The sequence below is a fragment of the Clostridium sp. C8 genome, assembly GCF_001010885.1.
In the GTDB taxonomy this organism is placed as follows: Bacteria; Bacillota; Clostridia; order Clostridiales; family Clostridiaceae; genus Clostridium; species Clostridium sartagoforme.
On record NZ_LBMX01000092.1, the window covers coordinates 77949 to 98790 of the forward strand.

A 20842-nucleotide genomic window follows, 5' to 3' on the forward strand; every position below is an offset into this window, starting at 1 on the left:
ATGTGATAGGAGGAAAAAAATGAGAGCTGATAGATTAATTTCTATAATAATGTTATTGCAAATAAATAAAAAGTTAACTGCTTCCGAACTATCAAAAAGGCTTGAAGTTTCTATAAGAACTATTTACAGAGATATTGATACACTTAGTCGAATTGGAGTTCCTATTTTTACTGATAAGGGCATAAATGGTGGAATAAAACTTTTAGGAGACTATAAGACATCACTTAATGGAATAAGTAAAAAAGAACTTTTATCACTATTCATTCCTACTAGTGATAAGATTTTAGAAGATTTAGGTATAGAAAACCTTAAATATTCTGCAGTTCTTAAAATCTTAGGAACATCTACAACTAATGAAATACAAGAATTAGAAAATATTCAAAACTATATTTATATAGATATGTATACTTGGAATGAATCTAATAATATAGTTAACATAAATATTCTTTCTATATTACAAAATGCTATATGGAATTCAAAGTCCTTAAAAATATTATATAGAAAAGTAAATGAGACAAAAGAAGTAGAGTTAAACCCACTTGGCTTGGTTTGCAAACGAAGTATTTGGTATTTAGTAGCTATAAACAATGAAATTATTAAAACATATAAAGTTAAATCTATTGAATCAGCTTTATTAATGGATTCTTTTATTAGACCTCATGATTTTAATCTTAAAAACTACTGGAGAACTTCTACTACCAATTATAAAAAGTTAATTCCTAAACATACTTTTACATTTAAAATTAACCGAAATATATTAAATAATATAAAAGAAAGGCAATTCATAACTATTATTGATACCTTTATTGAAGAAGATGAACTTTATATTAAAATAAAGTTTGATGCAATATGGCAAGGTATAGAATTTGCTTTTGGATATGGTAAAGATATTAAAATTATTGAACCTATTGAAGCTATCTCTGAAATTAAGAAAAAAGCATTAGAAGTAATTGGTTTGTATTAAATATATATCATTGTATTCTAAGCTTTAAAACAATTTTCTTTAATATCTAGATTTATTTTTGCAGTAATACTTATAATAAATTATAATATCATTAATCTTAATATTCTTATAAGGGAAGTGAATTTATGTCAAAGATAATTATTATTGAAGATACTGAAACAATAAGAAAGGAATTAAATATCTTTTTAACTAGATATGATTATGAAGTTCTTGCTCCATCAAATTTTGAAAACATTATTCATTACATCCTAAAAGAAAATCCTGATTTATTACTTCTAGATATAAATCTTCCTGTATTTGATGGCTATCACATATGTAGAGAAATAAGAAAAAGTTCAAATATGCCTATTATAGTAGTTACAAGCAGAAACAGTGAAATGGATGAAATTATGAGTATGAATTTAGGCGCTGATGATTTTATTACAAAACCTTATAATACTCAAATTCTTTTAGCGAGGATTTCTTCACTCTTAAGAAGATCTCAAGGGTCATCTCTTCAAGATACAATGTATTATTATGATTTAAAACTTAATTTGTCTAATAGCTCAATTACTTACAATGAAAATACAGTAGAGTTAACTAAAAACGAGCTTAAAATACTTTCATGTATGATTAAAAATAAGGGGAAGATAGTATCTAGAGATGAGCTAATGAATTTTATGTGGAATTCAGATATTTTTGTAGATGATAATAATTTGTCTGTTAATGTTACAAGATTAAGAAAGAAATTAGAGGCGATTGGAATGAAAGACAATATAGAAACTAGACGTGGACTTGGATATATACTGCCATGAGTTTAAAAGATTATTTAAAAGACAGATTCTTATTTCTTTTAATTAATTTTATATTATTCATTATCATCTGTTTAATAATGCTACTTATTAATGTTAATAGCAATATAATAATTCTAGTTTTCTCAATATGGTTCTTCCCCCTTTTTTCTTTTATTATTACTGAGTTTATAAAAACAAATAAGTTTTACAAGGACTTAAATAATACTATGGAAAACTTAGATGAAAAATATCTTATCTCTGAAATTATAAAGGAACCTGATTTTATTGAAGGAAAAACTGTCTACAATATGTTAAAAGAAACAAACAAAGCTATGCATGAGCATGTAAAAAAATATAAGGATATGCAAAGTGAATACCGTGAGTATATAGAGACTTGGGTTCATGAAATAAAGACTCCTATCTCCTCAACGCGACTTATCATAGAAAATAATGAAAATAAGGTTACTACGAGTATTGATTATGAAATAAGAAAAATTGAAGATTATATTGAGCAAGTACTATATTACTCAAAAAGTAATAATGTAAGCAAAGATTATATAATAAAAGAGATTTCTTTGGCCTCTGTAGTAAGAAATACTATCAAGAAAAATTCAAGAGACTTTATAAACAGAAGAATTTCTGTTGACATGGACTCAGTAGAAGGTAATATATACTGTGATTCCAAGTGGCTTGAATTCATATTAAATCAAATTATAGGAAATTCTATTAAATATAGCATAGAAAATGAAGGAAGGATAAAAGTTTATACTACTTTAAATGAAAATAATATAATTCTTACTATAGAAGATAATGGAATAGGTATAATAAACAAGGATATCAATAGGGTTTTTGAAAAAGGCTTTACTGGGGATAATGGGAGAAAACTTGGTAAGTCTACTGGAATAGGACTTTATTTATGCAAAAAGCTTTGTGATCAACTAGGCTTAGGCCTTAGTTTAACTTCTAAACTTGGGAAGGGAACAAAAGTTAGTATTGTCTTTCCAATTGGCAAGGTTAACTTAATAAATTAAATTTATATTTATAATGGATTCATAGCAATTATATTTAAAATAGCTATGAGTCCATTATTTTTTATTCACTTAGATTTTTTATCTTTCAAAAATGTAACCTTAATGAAATATAAACTAATATGCATCTAGCAGAAGTGTTAGTAAAATAATATACATAAAGAAATTATTAATCAAAGCTTGGAGGAATTTTTTATGAAAAAATTTTTAATACCTATTTTACTAGTAATTTTAATATGGACCGGATTGAACTCTGCTTATAATTATTTCTTCGGTCCTAAAATTATAGAAATTACACTAACTAAATCTGTTGATGACAAAGGAAAAGCTAATGAGGCAACTAATACTTTTACTTCCAAAGATAAGATTTACCTTTCTGCAAAGGGAAAAAAGTTTGCTATAAAAGAAGCAACTGTTGTTTGGTACAAGGGTGAGATATTAACAAAAAATAGATTTAAGGTAGAGGAAAATATAAAAATAAATAACTCTGGATATTTTACTGCCGAGCTATCTATTCCTGGAGGTCTTGAAGAAGGTGAATATGGAGTAGCAATCTTTAATGGCAATAATGATATTATAGAACAAAAAATTGAATTTAAAGTAAAAAATTAAAGTAATATGGAATAACTGTAAATATTAAATCTCTTTAGGGGGAAAGACTTTGGAGGAAAGCAATGGAAAATATATTAAAGGTAGAAAAAATTGAAAAATATTATGGTAATAAAGGTAATATAACAAAGGCTATAGATAATATAAGTTTTACTGTGGATAAGGGAGAATTTGTTGGAATAATGGGGCCCTCAGGTAGTGGTAAAACTACTCTATTGAATTGTATTTCAACTATAGATAATGTTACAACAGGTAATATTATTATAAATAATAAGGATATTACTAAGCTTAGACCTAAGTCCATAGAAAAATTCAGACGTGATGAGTTAGGCTTTATATTTCAGGATTTTAATCTTTTAGATACTCTTACTGCCTATGAAAATATAGCTTTGGCTCTAACAATACAAGATAGAAAGGTTACTGAAATAGATAGCCTTATTAAAAAGGTAGCAGAAAAACTAGAGATATTAGATGTTTTAACTAAATATCCATTCCAAATGTCAGGAGGTCAAAAGCAAAGAGTAGCTTCTGCTAGAGCTCTAGTTACTGAACCTTCACTTATACTAGCTGATGAGCCTACTGGAGCATTAGACTCTAAATCCTCAAGACTTCTTTTGGATTCTTTTGAAAAGTTAAATAAAGAGCTTCAAGCTACTATACTAATGGTTACTCATGATGCTTTTACAGCTAGCTATGCTCATAGAATTTTATTTATTAAGGATGGCAAGATATTTAATGAACTAATTCGTGGAAATGACTCTAGAAAAGAATTTTTCAATAAAATAATTGAAATTGTAACTTTACTTGGAGGAGATGCTAGCGATGTTTTCTAAAATAGCAATAAATAATGTAAAAAGGAGCTTTAAGGATTATTCTATATATTTTCTTACTCTAACATTTGCAGTATGTATTTTTTATAGCTTTAATTCTATTGAATCTCAAAAGTCACTACTTGATATAAATACTAGTACTGAAGAATACATGATAATGTTAAATAAACTAATAGCTGGAGCCTCTATATTTGTATCTTTTATTCTAGGCGGTCTTATAGTTTATGCTAATAATTTTCTTATAAAAAAGCGTAAAAAAGAATTAGGTATATACATGACATTAGGTATGTCTAAGAGGAAAATCTCTAGAATCCTAATTCTAGAAACCTTTTTTATTGGCTTATTATCCTTAGTTGTTGGAATTTTATTAGGAATTATAGTTTCTCAAGGGCTATCAGTTATTACAGCTAAATTATTATCAGTTAATATGAATAACTATAAATTTATTATATCAATAAGTTCAATAGCTAAGTCTTCATTATATTTTGGAGTAATATTCATTTTAGTAATGATATTTAATCAAGTTACTATTTCTAAGTATAAACTTATAGACATGCTTAATGCAGCAAAGAAGAATGAGGAAGTAAAGATCAATAATCCTATTATTTCAATAATTATGTTTATTTTATCCCTAGCATCACTTATATCTGCATATACTCTAATAATGAAAATTGGGTTATCTGTTGATGATTATCGTTTTATGCTTTCAATTGTTTTAGGGATTATTGGAACTATACTATGGTTTTTTAGTCTCTCAAGCTTTTTAATTCAAATTATACAAAAGAATAAAAATATATATTTTAAAAAATTAAATATATTTGTTTTAAGACAAATTAATAATAAAATAACAACTAACTTTATATCCATGACTACTATATGTCTTATGCTTTTTTTAACTATAACGCTTTTATTTAGCATGTTTAGCTATAAAAGTACCTTTGATAAATCCTTAAAAGGTAATACTTACTTTGATAGTTCTGCAAAGCTTTATGTTGATACTGATGTCCAAGAAATTAATGATATGGAAGAGCTTTTAAATAGTATAAACTTTAACTTTGATTCTTCTGAAAAATATGTTTTTTTCAATCAATACAAACTTGATATTTATCTAAGCGAACTACTAAATGATTATTTAACTAAAAAAGAGATAGATGAAATGAAGTTTTCTTATTCAGATCATACTATACCAGCAGTAAAAGTATCTGAATATAATTCTATAAATAAACTTTTAGATAAAGATTCTATAGATTTAAAAGATAATGAGATATTAATTGTGTCAAACTATGATGAATTTAACAAAGCCTTCCATAAATTTATTAAAAATGAAAACTCTGTAGTAATCGATAATAATACTTATATCATTAAAAATGGGAGTACAGTTAAAGATAATATATCTAGTGTGGCCCGTGAATTAAAATTTATATATTTCATAATACCTGATAACTTTGAAGGAAAATTAACACTAGAACAATCAAATGTTAATGTAATATATGATAAAAGTAACTATGCAAAATCAGAAGAAAAGTTTTCAAAATTCTATGTTAATATTTTAGAAAATAGAAATCCTGATGGTTCAACTGCTTTAGTTCTTGGAAACACATTGGAACAATTATATTCCCTAGTGTATGGTTCATCTGCAATGGTTGTATTCTTGGGTATATATTTAGGCGTAGTATTTTTAATATCAAGTGCTGCAGTGTTAGCATTACAGCAATTATCAGAAGCAAGTGATAGTATTAGTAGATATAATTCTCTTAAGAAAATAGGTGTTACTGAAAAAATGATAAATAAATCAATACTAAAACAAACCTTAATTTATTTTATGGCACCTTTATCACTAGCTATTATACATTCAATAATTGGTATGAAAGTAGTAAATGAAGTCTTTGCTACTTATAATAAAAATTTATTCAGTAACTCTTCTATAATAATAGCTTTAGCTCTTACTATAATCTACGGTGGATATTTCTATACAACTTATATTAGCTTTAAAAATATAGTTAGAAATAGTAAATAGTATTTTACCTTTATCTCATAGTTGATAATTTTATTTTATTAATTACTACTAAGTTAAGTAACTTTAGATTTATGTAATTCAATTTTTATCTTATTGGATAATAAAAGGAGCTGTCGCACTGTTGCGACAGCTCCTTTTATTACTTTTGAAAATTTAAATTCTTATTTATATTAATATTATACTGTTCTATAAAATTATCTTTATTCTGCATTCCTCGCTCCTAGCAATCCCACTTATTTTTCTTCATATCAACATGATTCTCATCTTTAAAAGATACACCTTCTTCTAACAGTAGATATCGTTGTTCCTGCCATCCTGGTGCTAACCTTCCAGCATGATTTACCACACGATGACATGGATATTTGCCATAAAATTCTGCCTTGCTAAGGACCCTCCCTACAAGTCGTGCATTTTTGTCTCTACCAATAAGACTTGCAATTTGTCCGTACGTAGCTACTTTCCCTTTTGGGATTTCTTCAACAACAGAAAGTATTTGATAAATCAATTGTTCATTCATAATCTTTTTCATATATTCTCCTGTAATAATAAAGATACTCTTTTCTTTTAATTTGCTCCTGTGATACGTATGGAAAATCCCATCCTATTATTCGTGGTCTATTAATTCCATTACTATTAGCCCAATCTTGCATATGTTTTATAGCATTCTATTCTGGCTCTCTACTTATAACTGAATATTTAGAGAAAGAAAATGACTCTACAGCTTCTGCTCTAATATTAAAATAAGGTTCATTAATTATACTCATATCTTCCCTAACTAACCTATCCTTAGATCATGAGAAAAACTTGCATCACTAAAGTCTATTTAGTGCTCTTGTTAAAACAGTATCCCAGGGTCTTGACTCAATCATCCTAATATCATTTTGATTACAAATATCTGCTATCCACTTTCCATATGCAATACTTATTTCGGCTCTGTAGTGTTGCATATTATCACCTTCTCTTGATAAATAATTCTGTAATATTTGATTAATGTCTGTTTCGTTTACAAAAATTGACTTTACTTCTGGTTCCCTAAATGAATTTGTGAACTCTGGGTAGATAAAATCGCCCTCAATAATAATAGGTAAGTTGTCTTTAATATGCCTGTTTACAAGCTCTTTCAATACTGGAATCATCTCTTTGCTTACATCAATCAACCAGTTCACATTGTCATCAACTCCAACATCCTCCCAATTCAAACCATCATCCCAATAATGTATTGCTGGAAAACTATCCTTAGTTGTAACCTTTTCTACAGATAGATGAATATCATCTACTTCTAGAACATTAACACCGTAAAACTTTGCAATTTCATACGCTAGGCTTGATTTACCGGTTCCCGAAGCTCCACCAATAAATAAAACCGTCCAGTCTCTATCATTATTCACCTATTAACCCCCTTTATAAATTCCTCTTTTAACTTTAATTCTAAATTTATTATTTATTAATTATAACACAATTTGTAAATATAGGCTTTCTTATGATAGGCTATTTTTACATATAAAAATAGCCTTAGCCATTGATATTAATTAGCTAAGACTATAAAAATCATTTATAAGGAAACTCCACTCACATGCGTTCACTGAGTAAGTTCCATCGATCAAATCGGAGGTTTGAGGTGTCACTTATGATACGGTTCTCCGTATCGGTAGTAAGTGAGGTTTTTATAATTAGCTTATATAAAGCTTTTCTTATCTATTAGCATTATATTGATTCTATATATATTTGTTGTTCATGATTTACCCATCCACTTATTTGGTAATTTTTATATTTGCCATTAGCCTTATAACTTATAGTAGGGATAAAATAAGAAACTATTTTAATTCTTTTATTCTCTCTTATTGAATTATTTATGCTATCAATTAGATTTTTATTTCCAGTAAATAGTGTGCACTTATAAAAATTCAAATTACCAGTTTCATCTGGATTAATATACTTAGATAGTTTAAAATTAATAAATGAACTACCAGCTTCATTATACTCTATTTCACTATCTATTATTCCCTCTATACATATTGGATAACTTAGTTTTCTCAAATTTTCTTTATATACATATCCGTTATTATCTATATATTTATATAAAGTTTCTTCTTCACCTAATTCATAATAAAAATTTTTCCATGCTATACTTTTACCTTTGCTTTTTATCTTTATAATATCCTCAAGTTCCTTTTTATCTTCTATTTCGCTACGCAATTTCATTATATCTTTCATAACAGCAAGATGTGGTGATGCAACACCAATAGGCTTATATACCTTTTTCTTCCTATTAACATCACTAGTATTATGTATGTTAGTATTTAATTCCTCTTTGGAATTATTAGTCTTTAATGCCTCGTAGACTATATTAACTCTAAATTCAAATTTATTATTATTTATATTCTCAATTATTTTTTTATCCGCCTTTTTAGCTATAATCGTAACTCTTCCTAAAGTATTATAACAACATTCCATACAATGTTGTTCTCCATTAAGTAATCTGTAATATCTATTTTTAACTTCATAATTTTCTTTACTTAATCTAACCCAAGTTACTTTTGCATTACAATTCTCTGTATAACATTTCAGCAACTTTTTTTCTCTCATCTCTAATGTTGCATTATTAACTTTTATCTCTTCATTAGTGGTTATCAATCTTGCTTTGCTCATTTTTATTCCCATATTCTTCTCCCCTTTAAATATATAATATTAGAGAGTAATTTATTAACTATTACTCTCTTTTTAAATTTATAACTATATTATTATTATTTTTACTAGTTAATTTTCCTTTATCCAATGATAATAGCATTTCAATATCATCAGTATCCAAAGCCATTCCATAATTAGCTAGTTCATTAACTATCTCTGTTTCATTCATAACATCATTTGTTATTAACATATCTATAGATTTCTTTAATAATGCTGGTTTTGGTGTAACAATTAAATCATCTAAAGGTTCCTTAACTCTCCAGCCCTTTTTTGATAATTGTTTCATTAAATATTGGTATTGATTATGTGTAATAGCATTTAATTTAAATGCTCTTATTATCATTGCTGAAATAGATACCTTCCACTTCCTTTTTAGTTCTACATAAAATTCTAACTTATTAGGATATTGCATAACATCAGCTAAGAAACTTTCTTTAGGAAGCAAAAATGCAGCAGCAAAATTATTTGCTTCTTCCTCCATCATTTTATACTCTTCCCTACCTAACTCATCTACCTCAATACTACTATTATGAAGTATTATATGTCCTAATTCATGAGCCATACTAAACTGCCTTCTAACAGCTGATTCCTTATCATCTCCAACAACAACGAATGGTCTATCTACATTGTGTACTTTATGAATTTGTGTAAATGCATCAATTTTGCTTTCATTAGTTTTAAATGAGCTAACTACTACCCCGTTTTTCTCCATAACATTAACTATATTTACTATAGGATTAACACTTAATCCCCAATAGTCTCTTAGTTCTAATGTAATTTCCTCAATATCAATATTTTCTATATCTATTTGTGGAATCTTAAACTCTGGAAAATCTATATATTCCTCTAAAAATTCATAAATTTTAGCAAGTGTTTTTGTTCTTGTTACTTGAACTAATTGTTCTTTCTTACTAGTTGTTAATAATGCTCTAAAGAAAGTATTTACTGTTATATCTTCATCAACTTGTCTGAAATATTCTCTTGGGAATTTTAAAACATTCATTATCTTTAATAATGTTTCTATGCTTGGTGTTGCCTTTCCATTTTCAAATTGCGATATAGCCTGCTTTGAAATCCCTGTTTCATCAGCTAGGTCTGTTATTGTTTTTCCTCTATATAATCTGGCATTTTTTAATCTTTCACCATTAAACTCCATATTTTTAATCATAGTTATTCCTCCAAAGAGAAACTATCTGGTTACTAATTTCTATTTCTCTTTTCTCTATTTCTCTTTATTCTCATATTATCAATATTTTCTTTTGTAACTTTAAGTCCTAACTCAATCTCTTCATCTTCACTATATATATCTATAGTACTTACATCAAGACTATATTTAGGTTCAATGTATTCTGTCCAATCTTCCTTACATAATATTTGTAACGAAGGTGTGACAATTAAAGCTGAAATTGAACATAATTCTAAGCTTTTATCTGTAAATGTAATTAATACATGCTTTTTGACTTCACCATCAATATTATTTAATAGCTGTTCTACTGTATTTTGCATCTTCTCAACTTTCAATTCATTAAATCCTTCGAAGAAAGCTATTTGTTCTTGCCTTTCTTCTACCAATCCTTTATTTACAGTTGCTATCGCTTCTAAATAATGTACTTTATTGCTTTTTACTGTTTTACATACCTCTTCATATCTTTTTTCTTTCATTAAAGTATATAATGTCTTAGTATCTTTATCATACATTAATATTAATTGCCAAACACCCCTTTTACAAACCACTACATCATATTTCTTTTCTGGCAATGCGTCTCGGCACTCTGTATTTATCATGTCCCACTTAGTACCCGTATATCCCATATTAGTTACAGTTCTAGTATTGCCCATATGCTCATTAAATCTTTCCAATCCATTTTGTAATGCTTGAACTATTACTTTTTTATCTTCTTCCTTCATATCAATGATTAAATCATTAGACATTTTCTCACCTCCATAAATTCTATAATCTAATTTTACTATTTTTATTGATTTTGTCAAGTAACTTTCCATTTATTATTTTATAATTAATCATTATTACCATTTAAATCTAATATATTTATATATCAATATCTAAATTCAACGTATTTGTTCAAATTTTTCTTAACATAAAAGAAGAAGGGTACCCTTAATAGATATTCCTCCTCCTTTACTTTAAATATTTTACTAACCTATAATTTATTTTTAGTCTTTTTCTTCCACTTCTCTTAGCTCATTTACTGTAACCTTAGTATCATTAATAATTATGGACTTTCTCTTTATTAATCTTCTATTCCTAATACTAACTTAGTTTTGTTTAATAATCTATCTCTTAATTCATTACTCTTGTTTTCATTAGCGAACCACCAATCATGATATTGTTCACAAAACTCTCTATAGATATAATTTATATCATCTTTATGTTCAACCTCTAAAATATTACACATGATTTCACTATTCATATTAATACACTCATAAAATCTATTAAATAGTTCACTCATCCTTTCATTATAAAATTTAGATATTGTGTCTGTTGTAAATTTCTTGTTAGGCATTATCATTACTACTGTGCTTCTACCTTTCTTCTTTCCACGTCCAAAATATGAAGGTTCACTGTTATCTTCTTCTAAAGTGAATATTACCTTATTTTCATCTATACAATCTCCTTCTATTGATAGATTGTAACATTCAATATTATACTCTTTTAATATATCTCTACACTTTTCTAATTGAATACTTAAAGCAGTACTTTTTTTATTATCACTTTTAAACTTTAAAGTTACATTTTTATATATTGAATTTTCAAAATTAAACTCTTCATAATCTAATACAGATTCTGCATTATAAATAATTTTAAACTTGTAACTTTTATCTATATTAAACTCATCCTTATGTGATTCTATAAACCCTCTAAACTTCTGTGATACTCTTTCATCAAAAATATGGATATTTTCTAAACTTATTTCCATCAACTTAACCTCCCAAGGCATTAATAAATATTAAAAATACATCTACCACCAACACTCATCATCACTATCTTGAAATTTAACATCATACAAATTATCATTATATTTTTTACCAAGCAACTCATCATGTTTCTGATTAATTGGATTTAGCCACTCTATTTTCTCTCTTGCCCATTCTATATAGCTACAAATCTTATCTCTTTTTTCATTGTCTATAATATTGGTTATCCCTTTTTCTAATTCCCTTATATATTCTTCCATTTTAACTGATAATATATAATTTTCAGCACATACTTTTAATTCATCTATTTTTTTCATATCATACTCTTGTCTCTTCTTTAGTTTTCTTTTTTCAATCTCTTGCTGCCTCCTTACTTCATCTTCTCTTGCTCTCTTTTCCTTCTTAACTCTAATAATTTCAGCAGTATCAATAACCGTAATTATAAAATCACCTATCATCTCTTCTAACTTTTTATTACTTAAATCTCTCCAATTTTTCCTTGGAGCTTCATAATCATCAATAAACAATGTTAATTCTCCAGAGTACTTATAGTCATATGCTGGACTCCAATAAGAATCTTTATCAGTTTTTATATGTTCAACCCTAACGAGCTTTTCCTTTAAACCAATTTTAACTTCTTCTTTTCCTATACATACCCTAGTATCTTTATCTTTACTTTTTATCTGAAATCCTAACGCTTCTAGATTTTTCAAAATTGTATTCATTAGCCTAATAGCTCTGCTTCTTAATTCATTTGATACTTTTAAATCTATATTCTTAGCTCTACCATCTCTTAGCATATCTCTATTATCACTATAGAACTTGATTTCCTTAAGCAATGAATGTGGTTTATATAATTTTTCAGGAACTTTTATATTATTACAAAATTCTAATACTTTATTTTTTTCATCTTCTTCCATATGTTTTAATCTGTCATCTTTATTATAAGTAGTTTTTTTGTTATATTCGTATCTTTGTATAACTATCTTATTATCGCCATCAAAATTAGGTAATGCTATTCTTTTAGGATTACTTCCATTTCTAACTTTTGTCCAATAACCACTTTGAGGAAATGGGACATTTAACTGCCTACAATATTTTCTTAAACTTACTTCTGAAATACCATAAGATTTGGCTAAATCCTTCATCTTGATATTCCAAATTTCTTCATATAATTTTTTTCTTTCCAATACTATTAACATATTATAAATACCTCCCATAGATACTGCTAAATCTTATATGTATAGTATTGACATTTATATCTAGCTTCCCAACATATTACATAAAATTTATATAGCAATATCTAAGTTTAATGTATTTATATCAAGATTTCTCAACATAAAAGAAGAAAGAGTACCCTTTATAGATACTCCTTCTTCCTTACTTAGATAATCTACTAGACTATCATTTATTTTTAATTTTATTAAATCTATTTCTCTTACTTCATTTATTCTTATTTCTGATAATATCATATGAACCAATTTCTTTTGTTGCACTTTATTCCAATACTTCCCTAAAATTCTTTCTTATGCTCTTTATGAATTCTTATAATATTTATCTATTATTTAAACTTAAATTTAATATTTACAAATTACTTTTGTCCTATCCAATCTATATCATCTAATTTTTTTGATAATTTTTTCCATTCATCACCACCTCCCCATTCAATTCTGCCTTTCCTCTCCTCTGCAAGTCTAAATTCCCATACAGGTTGTTCATCTTTTTTATATTTATCTAACTTATAAAATCTCCATACAAGTCCATTTGTATAAATTACTTGCTTATATGAGTTAATATGCCCACTTAACTGCTCTAAATGTTTTTCCAAATCTAAATCTTCAGTTACATATTTTACCTCAATTGCTCCAAGAACTTTCGCGTCATTACTCATCTCTCTTGCTCTTATTACAAAGTCTGGAAATCCCGAATCACCTATAAACCTTTTAGAAAATTCAGTTCCTCTCCTTGTAGAAACATCTCTTAAAGAAATATTCACACCTTGTTTACTGGCCCTTATAATATATGCAATTATTGAATATAAATCACACTCAACACGATTTTGAGCATCTATTAATTCAATCTCCTCTATATATTTTTTAAAATTAATTTCTAATGTCATAGGCTTATTACCTCCAATAAATTCTTTATACTAAAATAATATACCTTCTTATATACTATCCTCAATATTTTTTCATTTTATTTTTTATTGTTATATAGCAATATCTAAATTCAATGTATTTATCTCAATATTTCTTAACATAAATGAAGAAGGAGTACCCTTCATAGATACTCCTTCTTCATTGCTTAAATAATTTATTAAGTTTTATTTAAATTAAAATTCTTTATACTAATATTTTTAACATAAAAAATATATATTTAAATTCTCCCTAAATCTTGTAACATTTTTTTAAGTGCTTCAAACATCATATACATCTCTTTACAATCTATTAGTGACATTTTTAAAATTTTATAGCTTTTATTATATTCACTGTAAAAAGGATATCTAACTGCATTATACAATCTTGAAAGCTTTACTCCATGCAATATTTGATTTTTAATTTGATTACTGATTTGCTCTCTTAGTAAATTATCGTTACCAGCTATAATTTCTATAAGAAAATCTATTGAACTATCTATTGAATGTCCTGTTTCTCTTATTTTATTTGCAAAATATTTATTTGATATATCAACTTTTTTACAAATAAAAAACTTCACATACTTTTCCATAGATTGTATACAAAAATAAACAGATTGATTATAATATCCTTTTTCATATAAAATTTTTGATGTCTTCTCATCTTCTTGAGAAATATTAAAGAAAATATTTGCCATATCTATACCATTGTTAATATATGTAGTTCTTCCTAAATTCATGTTTTCTTTTCTCATTGAGGTTCTCCCTGTAAAATTATATATTTATATCATTAAATTTATATACAACTAATTCTACTATAATATTCAATTTTCTTACTATTATATACTCTTATATATAAATTAACTCTATATACTATATATTATAATTTCATCTAATAACAACCTCAATATTACATTCTGGTGATATCTATATAGCGATATCTAAATTCAATGTCTTTATCCCAACATTTCTTAACATAAATGAAGAAGGAGTACCCTTCATAGATACTCCTTCTTCATTACTTAAATAATTTATTAAGTTATCATCTAATTTAATCTTAATTGAATCAATCTCCCTTAATTCATTAATAGTTATTTCTGAAATTATCATATGTAATAACTTCTTCTGTTGCTCTCTTGTTGAACTTTCAGTTAATACCTTACTAAAGTTTTCTAAGATACTTTTAACAAGTTCATATGGCACTTCCTCATTTACATCATCTGAAAGTGTTACTAATAATGGAGCTTTCTCTTCTTCTAAAGTCTTAACTCTCTTCATTAGTTCTTCTTTTCTTAACTTAAACTCTTCCTTAGTTATAATCTCATCTTCATAAGCTTCAAATAACTTAGCCCTTTTTTTATCTAGCTTCTCTAATTCATTATCTATTTTTGATAAGTCTTTCTTTGCAGGATTTACCTTTCTAATTCTTTCCTTATTAACATTATCAACTATTGTTTTCACCATTTTATCATTAGATAATAACTCTGATAACTTACTAAATACATACTCATTAGCCTTATCAACTCTTATTGAATTACTGCTACATATTGCTATACCTTTATTCTTCCAATTTCCACAAGCATAGTAAGCTATTCTTCTTTTACTTCCATCTTTTAATGTGTTTGTTGTTCTCATTATTACCATTCCAGCTCCACATTTAGGACATCTTAGTATTCCTGTTAGTGGATATTCTCCGTCATATATTCTTGAAGGCTTACCCTTCTTGCTTTCTAAAATTGCTTGTACCTTATCCCATAGCTTTTCATCAATAATAGCTTTATGTATTCCATCAGTTATTATTGGATTAGCATTTATATTTCTTCTCCTTTTTTCTGACCAATTCTGTCTTACATTATATCTTATTTTACCTATATAAACTGGATTAGTTAGTATATCTCTTATTGAACCTACTGAAAAGTTATTACCCTTCTTAGTCTTATAACATAGCTTATTTAATTGATTAGTAATAGCTTTATATCCTTTACCACTAGCATATTCATTGAATATAAATCTAACTGACTCTGCTTCTCTTTCATTAATAGTAAGTACTGTTTTAGTTCTTTTAGCTCCTTGTTGCTTCTCAACTGGAACTAAATCATATCCCAACACTTGTCCACCACACCATTCTCCAGATTTCGCCTTAGCACACATTCCCATCTTTACATTCTGAGCTATAGTTCCTCTCTCAAATTCTCCAACTAAAGCCATCATCTGAAACTGCATTTTACCAGCTGGAGTGCTATTATCAAACTCCTCTGAATATGACTTAAAAGCTATGTTGTTCATTTCTAATGTTTCAGCTATTTCTAATACATGAGTTAATTTACGACTAATACGATTTATCTTCCATACAAGCACCATGTCAAACTTTTTTTCTTCTGCATCCTTTAATAATTCCTTCAAGGCTGGTCTATTATTAATAGCCTTTCCACTAATTCCCCTATCTGAATAGCACTTGGTTACTACGTAATCCATCTTACTACACCATTCAGTTAATAGCCTTTCTTGTTCAGCAATACTGTAACCTTCTTCCGCTTGTTCAACAGTGGAAACTCTACAATATATTGCTATACGCTTTTTTCTTTTTTCCATTATTATATTATGTGCTAAAGTTTTAAAATCCATCTTTATACTCCTCCAATTTACTTTTTATATTATCGGATTTATAATATATACTTGTCTTATTACTTTAATTACCTGAAATATTGAAGCCACTTCGTTACTTCAGTAACTTCAATATTTTCAGTTTATAATGGGTTACAATTGTTATGATACTTGGTCTTTTTCTCTTCTGATAAGTGTTTTAGTATTATTTCTGATATAATATCAATAATTTCATCTACATTTCTTTTATTGCTCATCTCTTGTTCCTCCTTAGTGTTTTTTATCTAGTGATTGAAAATTGTCCAGTATATGTATTGATAATATCTTTAGTTTCTATTACACCTTCATAAAAACTAATTAATTGTATTTCATTCATAAAGCAAGTTACCCATAAACTATTAATTAAATTTAAATCAATATCATCTAATGTCCATATTAACACTGCTTCTATTTCCTTACTTTTAATAGCTTTAATTAGAAAGTTTAAATTAGTATCTTCATTAGACCTATCTATAAAGAATTTTTTATCTCCTTTGTATTCTTCAAGTTCATACTTCAACCATTGTAGCCTTCCGTATCCAGTTATAATATTTTCAGCTGGACTTTCTTTTCTTAAGTAAACTCCTAATTTTTTATCTTTTAATGATTTTAAAATTTTCATCTTTATTTCTTCCTTCCTATCTATTAATTAAAATTGTTTATTAGCTCTTTAACAGGTATTATATGCTCCCAAAAGCTAATCAACTCTACTTCCCTAACTGAACAAACCTCAATAAGTTCTTTAATTAAAGATAAATCTATATCATCTATAGTCCATAAAACTATAGCTTCAATTCTACATTCATTAGCCATTTTAATGACTTTATATAAATTACTAACGTCTTCATGCTCATCTATGAAGATATCAATCTCTGCAACATGCTCCTTTATATCGTCTTCTATCCATTGTAATCTTCCATATCCACTAGTTGTAATTTCCTCACCTTTCTCTTTTCTTACATATAATGCAACCTTTTTATCTTGTAATGTTTCAAAAAATCTCATCTTCTTTCTCCTCCATCCCTTTATCTTGAAAATATCGACGTTATCGAAGTATCGAACTTAGATAACGTCATTAACTTATTAAAAATTAATTTTATCTGGCTCTAATGCTATAAGTGAGCTAATTGAAGAACTATCTGCACTAGCTTGTCCATTCATAAGTTCTTTAGGACTTTTACGTATCTCAACCTTTCTTCCTCTACTAGTGTTAGTAGAAGTAAATGTTATTCCCTCAAGTAAAAGGTTAGATTTCAATTCATTTAACTTTCTCATTAGAACATTAGGCTCTTTCACCCATCTTCTTGATTTAATGTCAATCTTCTCTTCTTCTGCAATAACACTTAAAGTATCTAAAAGCTTAGATGGTGTTCCTTCAAAACATTGAGTTGTTTCCATAAGTCTTATTATTGCTACTGCTATAGGATTAGAATTAACAGCCTCATCATTAGCTTTGCTTTGGTTATCAAGATAGGCTTTCAAAAAAATCTCTCCACCTATTCCACACACTTCTGCTATAGCATACCCCCATCTTGTAAAGTCAGCCATTCTTCCTAGCTTATCTAACTTAACATCAGGATAAATTCTTATAGCTTTAGAAATTATGCTAAATATAGCTCCTAACATTTTAGGCTTATCATCATTGAAGTCTTTCCACACTTCGCTCTCCTCCTTTCTTTCATCTTCTGGTATTCTTTCAAGACCTAAAAGTAAACTTCTATCAAGTAAGTCTGGTCTTGTTGCAACTACATTTATTCCATTAAGAATAACTGGTACTTTATACTCATATATAGTTTCTTCATCATCTGTATAAAGCTTTCTTCTACTGAATCCCCCTCCAGTAGCTGCTGTACATAAGATGTCACTCTTTTCAGCAGAAATAGTATCTATGTTATCAAAGCATGGTAAATAATTATTATGAAGAACTAATGATAAATCAGTTGCACTCTTCGGCATTGATATAACATCTCTTGCCGATGGGTCAACTATACTTCTATCCATTCTCATAGTAGTAGTTTTGGACGCCCCCTTTTCTCCATGATAAACAACTATAGGATTACCTATATTTAAGAACTTAGTAACAGTACTTACTGTATGTAAAATCTTATCTTCTTCTGTCTTGAACCTATAATGTTTATTTATTATAGATATATCTTCATATTTTTCTGGCATAACTTGCTCCTTCATAGTCTTACGTCTTGTAAATAGTATATGACCACTATTATCAATCTCCCAACCATCCTTGGTAATCTTAATGAAAGTCCAATTCTTATCCCCTAAATCATAGTAAATTGCATTATCCCTTTCAGTACATCTCTTTGAAACATTAATCATTTCTCCATCATATTGAGCTAATGCTTCTAATACACCAACGGCTTGATTAATTGAATCCTTTGAAGGAGCTTTTTTAGTTTCCTTGAAGAATCTTTTCACTAAAAAAGATTTATAGTCTTGTGAACTAATTTTATGTACTATTGGATTTCCATCACTTTCAATTGCTACATATTTTTCATTTAGCTCGTCATGGAAGAAGGTATCTCCAGCATCCATTGCTAACTCAATCATTACATCAGCTTGACTTTTCTTTTCCTCTTTAGAATTTGTATCTCTGTCTTTTTTACCTTCATAGCATTCCCTGAGAGTTTTCCAACTCTCATGGGAACAACTATCATGATGGCATTTGGCACTTATTCCGCCTTCATGAAATTGAGTTATTGAAGCTGATTTATCTGTATGGTTTTCATTCCAAGGGCATCTTTCCAATACATAACAAGTTCTATCTGACTCCTCTTTTACATATGATACATCTATGTTGTATCTTTCAAGCCATTCTTCAACATTTATGCCACTATATTTAGTATTTTTCTTAGTTGAGCTTTTGCTTGTTTTTACTTCCTTATTAATTGATTGACCTTCTTCTTCCAAGATAACTTTACTTATTAAAGCTTCATTGACAACCTCATATACATCAGGACTTTCTATTATCCTTGACCTTCTATGAGGTCTATTTTCCATGTTGTCTCCTTTACAAGCTATTGTTCCATATAGCTTGGTTATTCTTGAAGCGTTATAAGTTGTTTTATCAATCTTAGCTTTATCATTACTAAACTTCTTATCTAAAGTAACTAATAATTTCTTAATTAATTCAGTTACCTCCTTAGTATTAGGCAAATCAGTCTTATATAGGAGATGATACCCATTACCACTACAAGCAAGTACTGGCTTTGAAAACCCCTTATTACTCAAATATCCTTCTACCTGCTTTCGTACTTCATTGGCTGATTCAAGTTCATCATCAGTTGAAGATATACCTGCTGGTCTTTCTGGGTCTATATCTATAAGAAGTAACTTCCTTCTTTCTATCTCATTATCAGTAGTAGTGTTTGTAGCATATGCTATTAATTTATCCTTTCCCCTAGCTACTAAGTCCTCTGAAAAAGCATTTAGTGTGAAAAAGATGTTATCCACTCCATCATATCTTTGAATATCATTGATAAGCTTCTCCTTATCTTGATAATACCCACTTCTTATCCCATTTTTAGTCTTAATCATCCTAACTTCTATAGGCATATTCATTTTTTCAAGTGCTTTTAATCCTTTCATAACCTCAGTTTTTAACTCATTGTTTCTCTTTATCATCTTTATTCCTCCTCATATAATTAAGTTATAAACCCTATCAGATATGTAACTCTATCCTAACTAACTATCCGTCTTTTGTAAACGTTTTCTAATCTTTGCACACTCTTTCTCATCACTGCTAATATTGCAGATAAATTAAAAATTAGACTATTTATATTTATACATAACTTATTAGGTTGCTTACCTTATATTTAGTATTATACCAACATTTTTTTATATGTAAACCCCCTCAAATCCAGTCATACCAACATTTTCGTGTATTTTAATTCATCAAGCAAATTGTCACCTGACCCAAGACTTCCTAGCCCCTAAGGAGATATCTCTTTCGAAGTTAGGATTTCCTTACTCCAAGGTCTATTACCCTAAAACCCTTGATATTACTTATCTTCAACCTATTCTTATCACTTGAAAATTACTCCTATTTGAATATTTATTCATTATCCCCACCTTAACTGCATAAATATTTATTTTTATGTAATTGTATTTCTAATTGCCAATTATTAAACTGAAAATATCGTTGTTATCGTCAAATAGATATTTCGGTAATGACGATAACAACGATATTTTCCTTAGAAAAAACTTC

21 protein-coding genes are annotated in these 20842 nt (G+C 27.7%); 6 read left to right on the forward strand and 15 right to left on the reverse strand.

Annotated elements, in window-relative coordinates; genetic code table 11:
* Nucleotides 1–19: 19 nt before the first annotated feature.
* The 6 genes from AAT22_RS15005 to AAT22_RS15030 all read left to right on the forward strand — a co-directional run bounded on the left by AAT22_RS15005 (nucleotide 20) and on the right by AAT22_RS15030 (nucleotide 6221).
* Complete coding sequence (locus AAT22_RS15005; protein ID WP_047001813.1) at nucleotides 20–964, forward strand: WYL domain-containing protein; 945 nt, start codon at nucleotides 20–22, stop codon at nucleotides 962–964.
* 125 nt (nucleotides 965–1089) lie between these two features.
* A complete protein-coding gene (locus AAT22_RS15010; protein WP_016207902.1) occupies nucleotides 1090–1758 on the forward strand; it encodes a response regulator transcription factor in 669 nt (222 codons plus the stop codon).
* Entirely contained in the window at nucleotides 1755–2768 is a 1014-nt protein-coding gene (locus AAT22_RS15015) for a sensor histidine kinase (RefSeq protein ID WP_047001814.1), read from the forward strand. The genes AAT22_RS15010 and AAT22_RS15015 overlap by 4 nt, the downstream gene beginning before the upstream one ends.
* A 192-nt stretch (nucleotides 2769–2960) precedes the next feature.
* Entirely contained in the window at nucleotides 2961–3377 is a 417-nt protein-coding gene (locus AAT22_RS15020; RefSeq protein ID WP_047001815.1) for a hypothetical protein, read from the forward strand.
* 62 nt (nucleotides 3378–3439) lie between these two features.
* The gene (locus tag AAT22_RS15025; RefSeq protein WP_016207905.1) at nucleotides 3440–4207 is read left to right on the forward strand and encodes an ABC transporter ATP-binding protein; all 768 of its coding nucleotides are present in this window, start codon (nucleotides 3440–3442) and stop codon (nucleotides 4205–4207) included.
* Complete coding sequence (locus AAT22_RS15030; RefSeq protein WP_047001816.1) at nucleotides 4197–6221, forward strand: FtsX-like permease family protein; 2025 nt, start codon at nucleotides 4197–4199, stop codon at nucleotides 6219–6221. The genes AAT22_RS15025 and AAT22_RS15030 overlap by 11 nt, the downstream gene beginning before the upstream one ends.
* A 220-nt stretch (nucleotides 6222–6441) precedes the next feature.
* Here AAT22_RS15030 and AAT22_RS15035 read toward each other — a convergent pair whose 3' ends face one another.
* The 15 genes from AAT22_RS15035 to AAT22_RS15100 form a co-directional block, all read right to left on the reverse strand.
* The gene (locus tag AAT22_RS15035) at nucleotides 6442–6750 is read right to left on the reverse strand and encodes a methylated-DNA--[protein]-cysteine S-methyltransferase (protein ID WP_047001817.1); all 309 of its coding nucleotides are present in this window, start codon (nucleotides 6748–6750) and stop codon (nucleotides 6442–6444) included.
* Nucleotides 6731–6871, reverse strand: coding sequence for a hypothetical protein (locus AAT22_RS19175; protein WP_156174341.1), 141 nt, complete (start codon nucleotides 6869–6871; stop codon nucleotides 6731–6733). The genes AAT22_RS15035 and AAT22_RS19175 overlap by 20 nt, the downstream gene beginning before the upstream one ends.
* Nucleotides 6872–7033: 162 nt before the next feature.
* Nucleotides 7034–7609: a hypothetical protein gene (locus tag AAT22_RS15040; RefSeq protein WP_047001818.1), complete on the reverse strand. Its 576-nt coding sequence runs from the start codon at nucleotides 7607–7609 to the stop codon at nucleotides 7034–7036.
* A gap of 316 nt (nucleotides 7610–7925) precedes the next feature.
* A complete protein-coding gene (locus AAT22_RS18635) occupies nucleotides 7926–8882 on the reverse strand; it encodes a hypothetical protein (RefSeq protein WP_052953976.1) in 957 nt (318 codons plus the stop codon).
* Between the two features lie 49 nt (nucleotides 8883–8931).
* Nucleotides 8932–10077 carry an XRE family transcriptional regulator gene (locus tag AAT22_RS15050; RefSeq protein ID WP_047001819.1) on the reverse strand — a complete coding sequence of 382 codons (1146 nt, stop codon included), beginning with the start codon at nucleotides 10075–10077 and terminating at the stop codon, nucleotides 8932–8934.
* Nucleotides 10078–10109: 32 nt separating this feature from the next.
* Entirely contained in the window at nucleotides 10110–10841 is a 732-nt protein-coding gene (locus AAT22_RS15055) for a DUF5986 family protein (RefSeq protein WP_047001820.1), read from the reverse strand.
* Nucleotides 10842–11158: 317 nt separating this feature from the next.
* Complete coding sequence (locus tag AAT22_RS15060; protein ID WP_047001821.1) at nucleotides 11159–11845, reverse strand: hypothetical protein; 687 nt, start codon at nucleotides 11843–11845, stop codon at nucleotides 11159–11161.
* A gap of 42 nt (nucleotides 11846–11887) precedes the next feature.
* Nucleotides 11888–13045 (reverse strand): helix-turn-helix domain-containing protein, encoded by a 1158-nt coding sequence (locus tag AAT22_RS15065; protein WP_047001822.1) that lies wholly within the window; start codon nucleotides 13043–13045, stop codon nucleotides 11888–11890.
* A gap of 87 nt (nucleotides 13046–13132) precedes the next feature.
* Nucleotides 13133–13339, reverse strand: coding sequence for a hypothetical protein (locus AAT22_RS15070; protein WP_047001823.1), 207 nt, complete (start codon nucleotides 13337–13339; stop codon nucleotides 13133–13135).
* A 95-nt stretch (nucleotides 13340–13434) separates the two neighbouring features.
* The gene (locus AAT22_RS15075) at nucleotides 13435–13962 is read right to left on the reverse strand and encodes a hypothetical protein (RefSeq protein ID WP_047001824.1); all 528 of its coding nucleotides are present in this window, start codon (nucleotides 13960–13962) and stop codon (nucleotides 13435–13437) included.
* A 257-nt stretch (nucleotides 13963–14219) separates the two neighbouring features.
* Complete coding sequence (locus AAT22_RS15080; protein ID WP_047001825.1) at nucleotides 14220–14732, reverse strand: HEPN domain-containing protein; 513 nt, start codon at nucleotides 14730–14732, stop codon at nucleotides 14220–14222.
* Between the two features lie 172 nt (nucleotides 14733–14904).
* Nucleotides 14905–16602, reverse strand: coding sequence for a recombinase family protein (locus tag AAT22_RS15085; RefSeq protein ID WP_047001826.1), 1698 nt, complete (start codon nucleotides 16600–16602; stop codon nucleotides 14905–14907).
* 259 nt (nucleotides 16603–16861) lie between these two features.
* The gene (locus AAT22_RS15090; protein ID WP_047001827.1) at nucleotides 16862–17242 is read right to left on the reverse strand and encodes a hypothetical protein; all 381 of its coding nucleotides are present in this window, start codon (nucleotides 17240–17242) and stop codon (nucleotides 16862–16864) included.
* A gap of 23 nt (nucleotides 17243–17265) precedes the next feature.
* Nucleotides 17266–17625: a hypothetical protein gene (locus tag AAT22_RS15095; protein WP_047001828.1), complete on the reverse strand. Its 360-nt coding sequence runs from the start codon at nucleotides 17623–17625 to the stop codon at nucleotides 17266–17268.
* Nucleotides 17626–17703: 78 nt separating this feature from the next.
* Nucleotides 17704–20259 carry a hypothetical protein gene (locus tag AAT22_RS15100; protein WP_047001829.1) on the reverse strand — a complete coding sequence of 852 codons (2556 nt, stop codon included), beginning with the start codon at nucleotides 20257–20259 and terminating at the stop codon, nucleotides 17704–17706.
* Nucleotides 20260–20842: the final 583 nt, after the last annotated feature.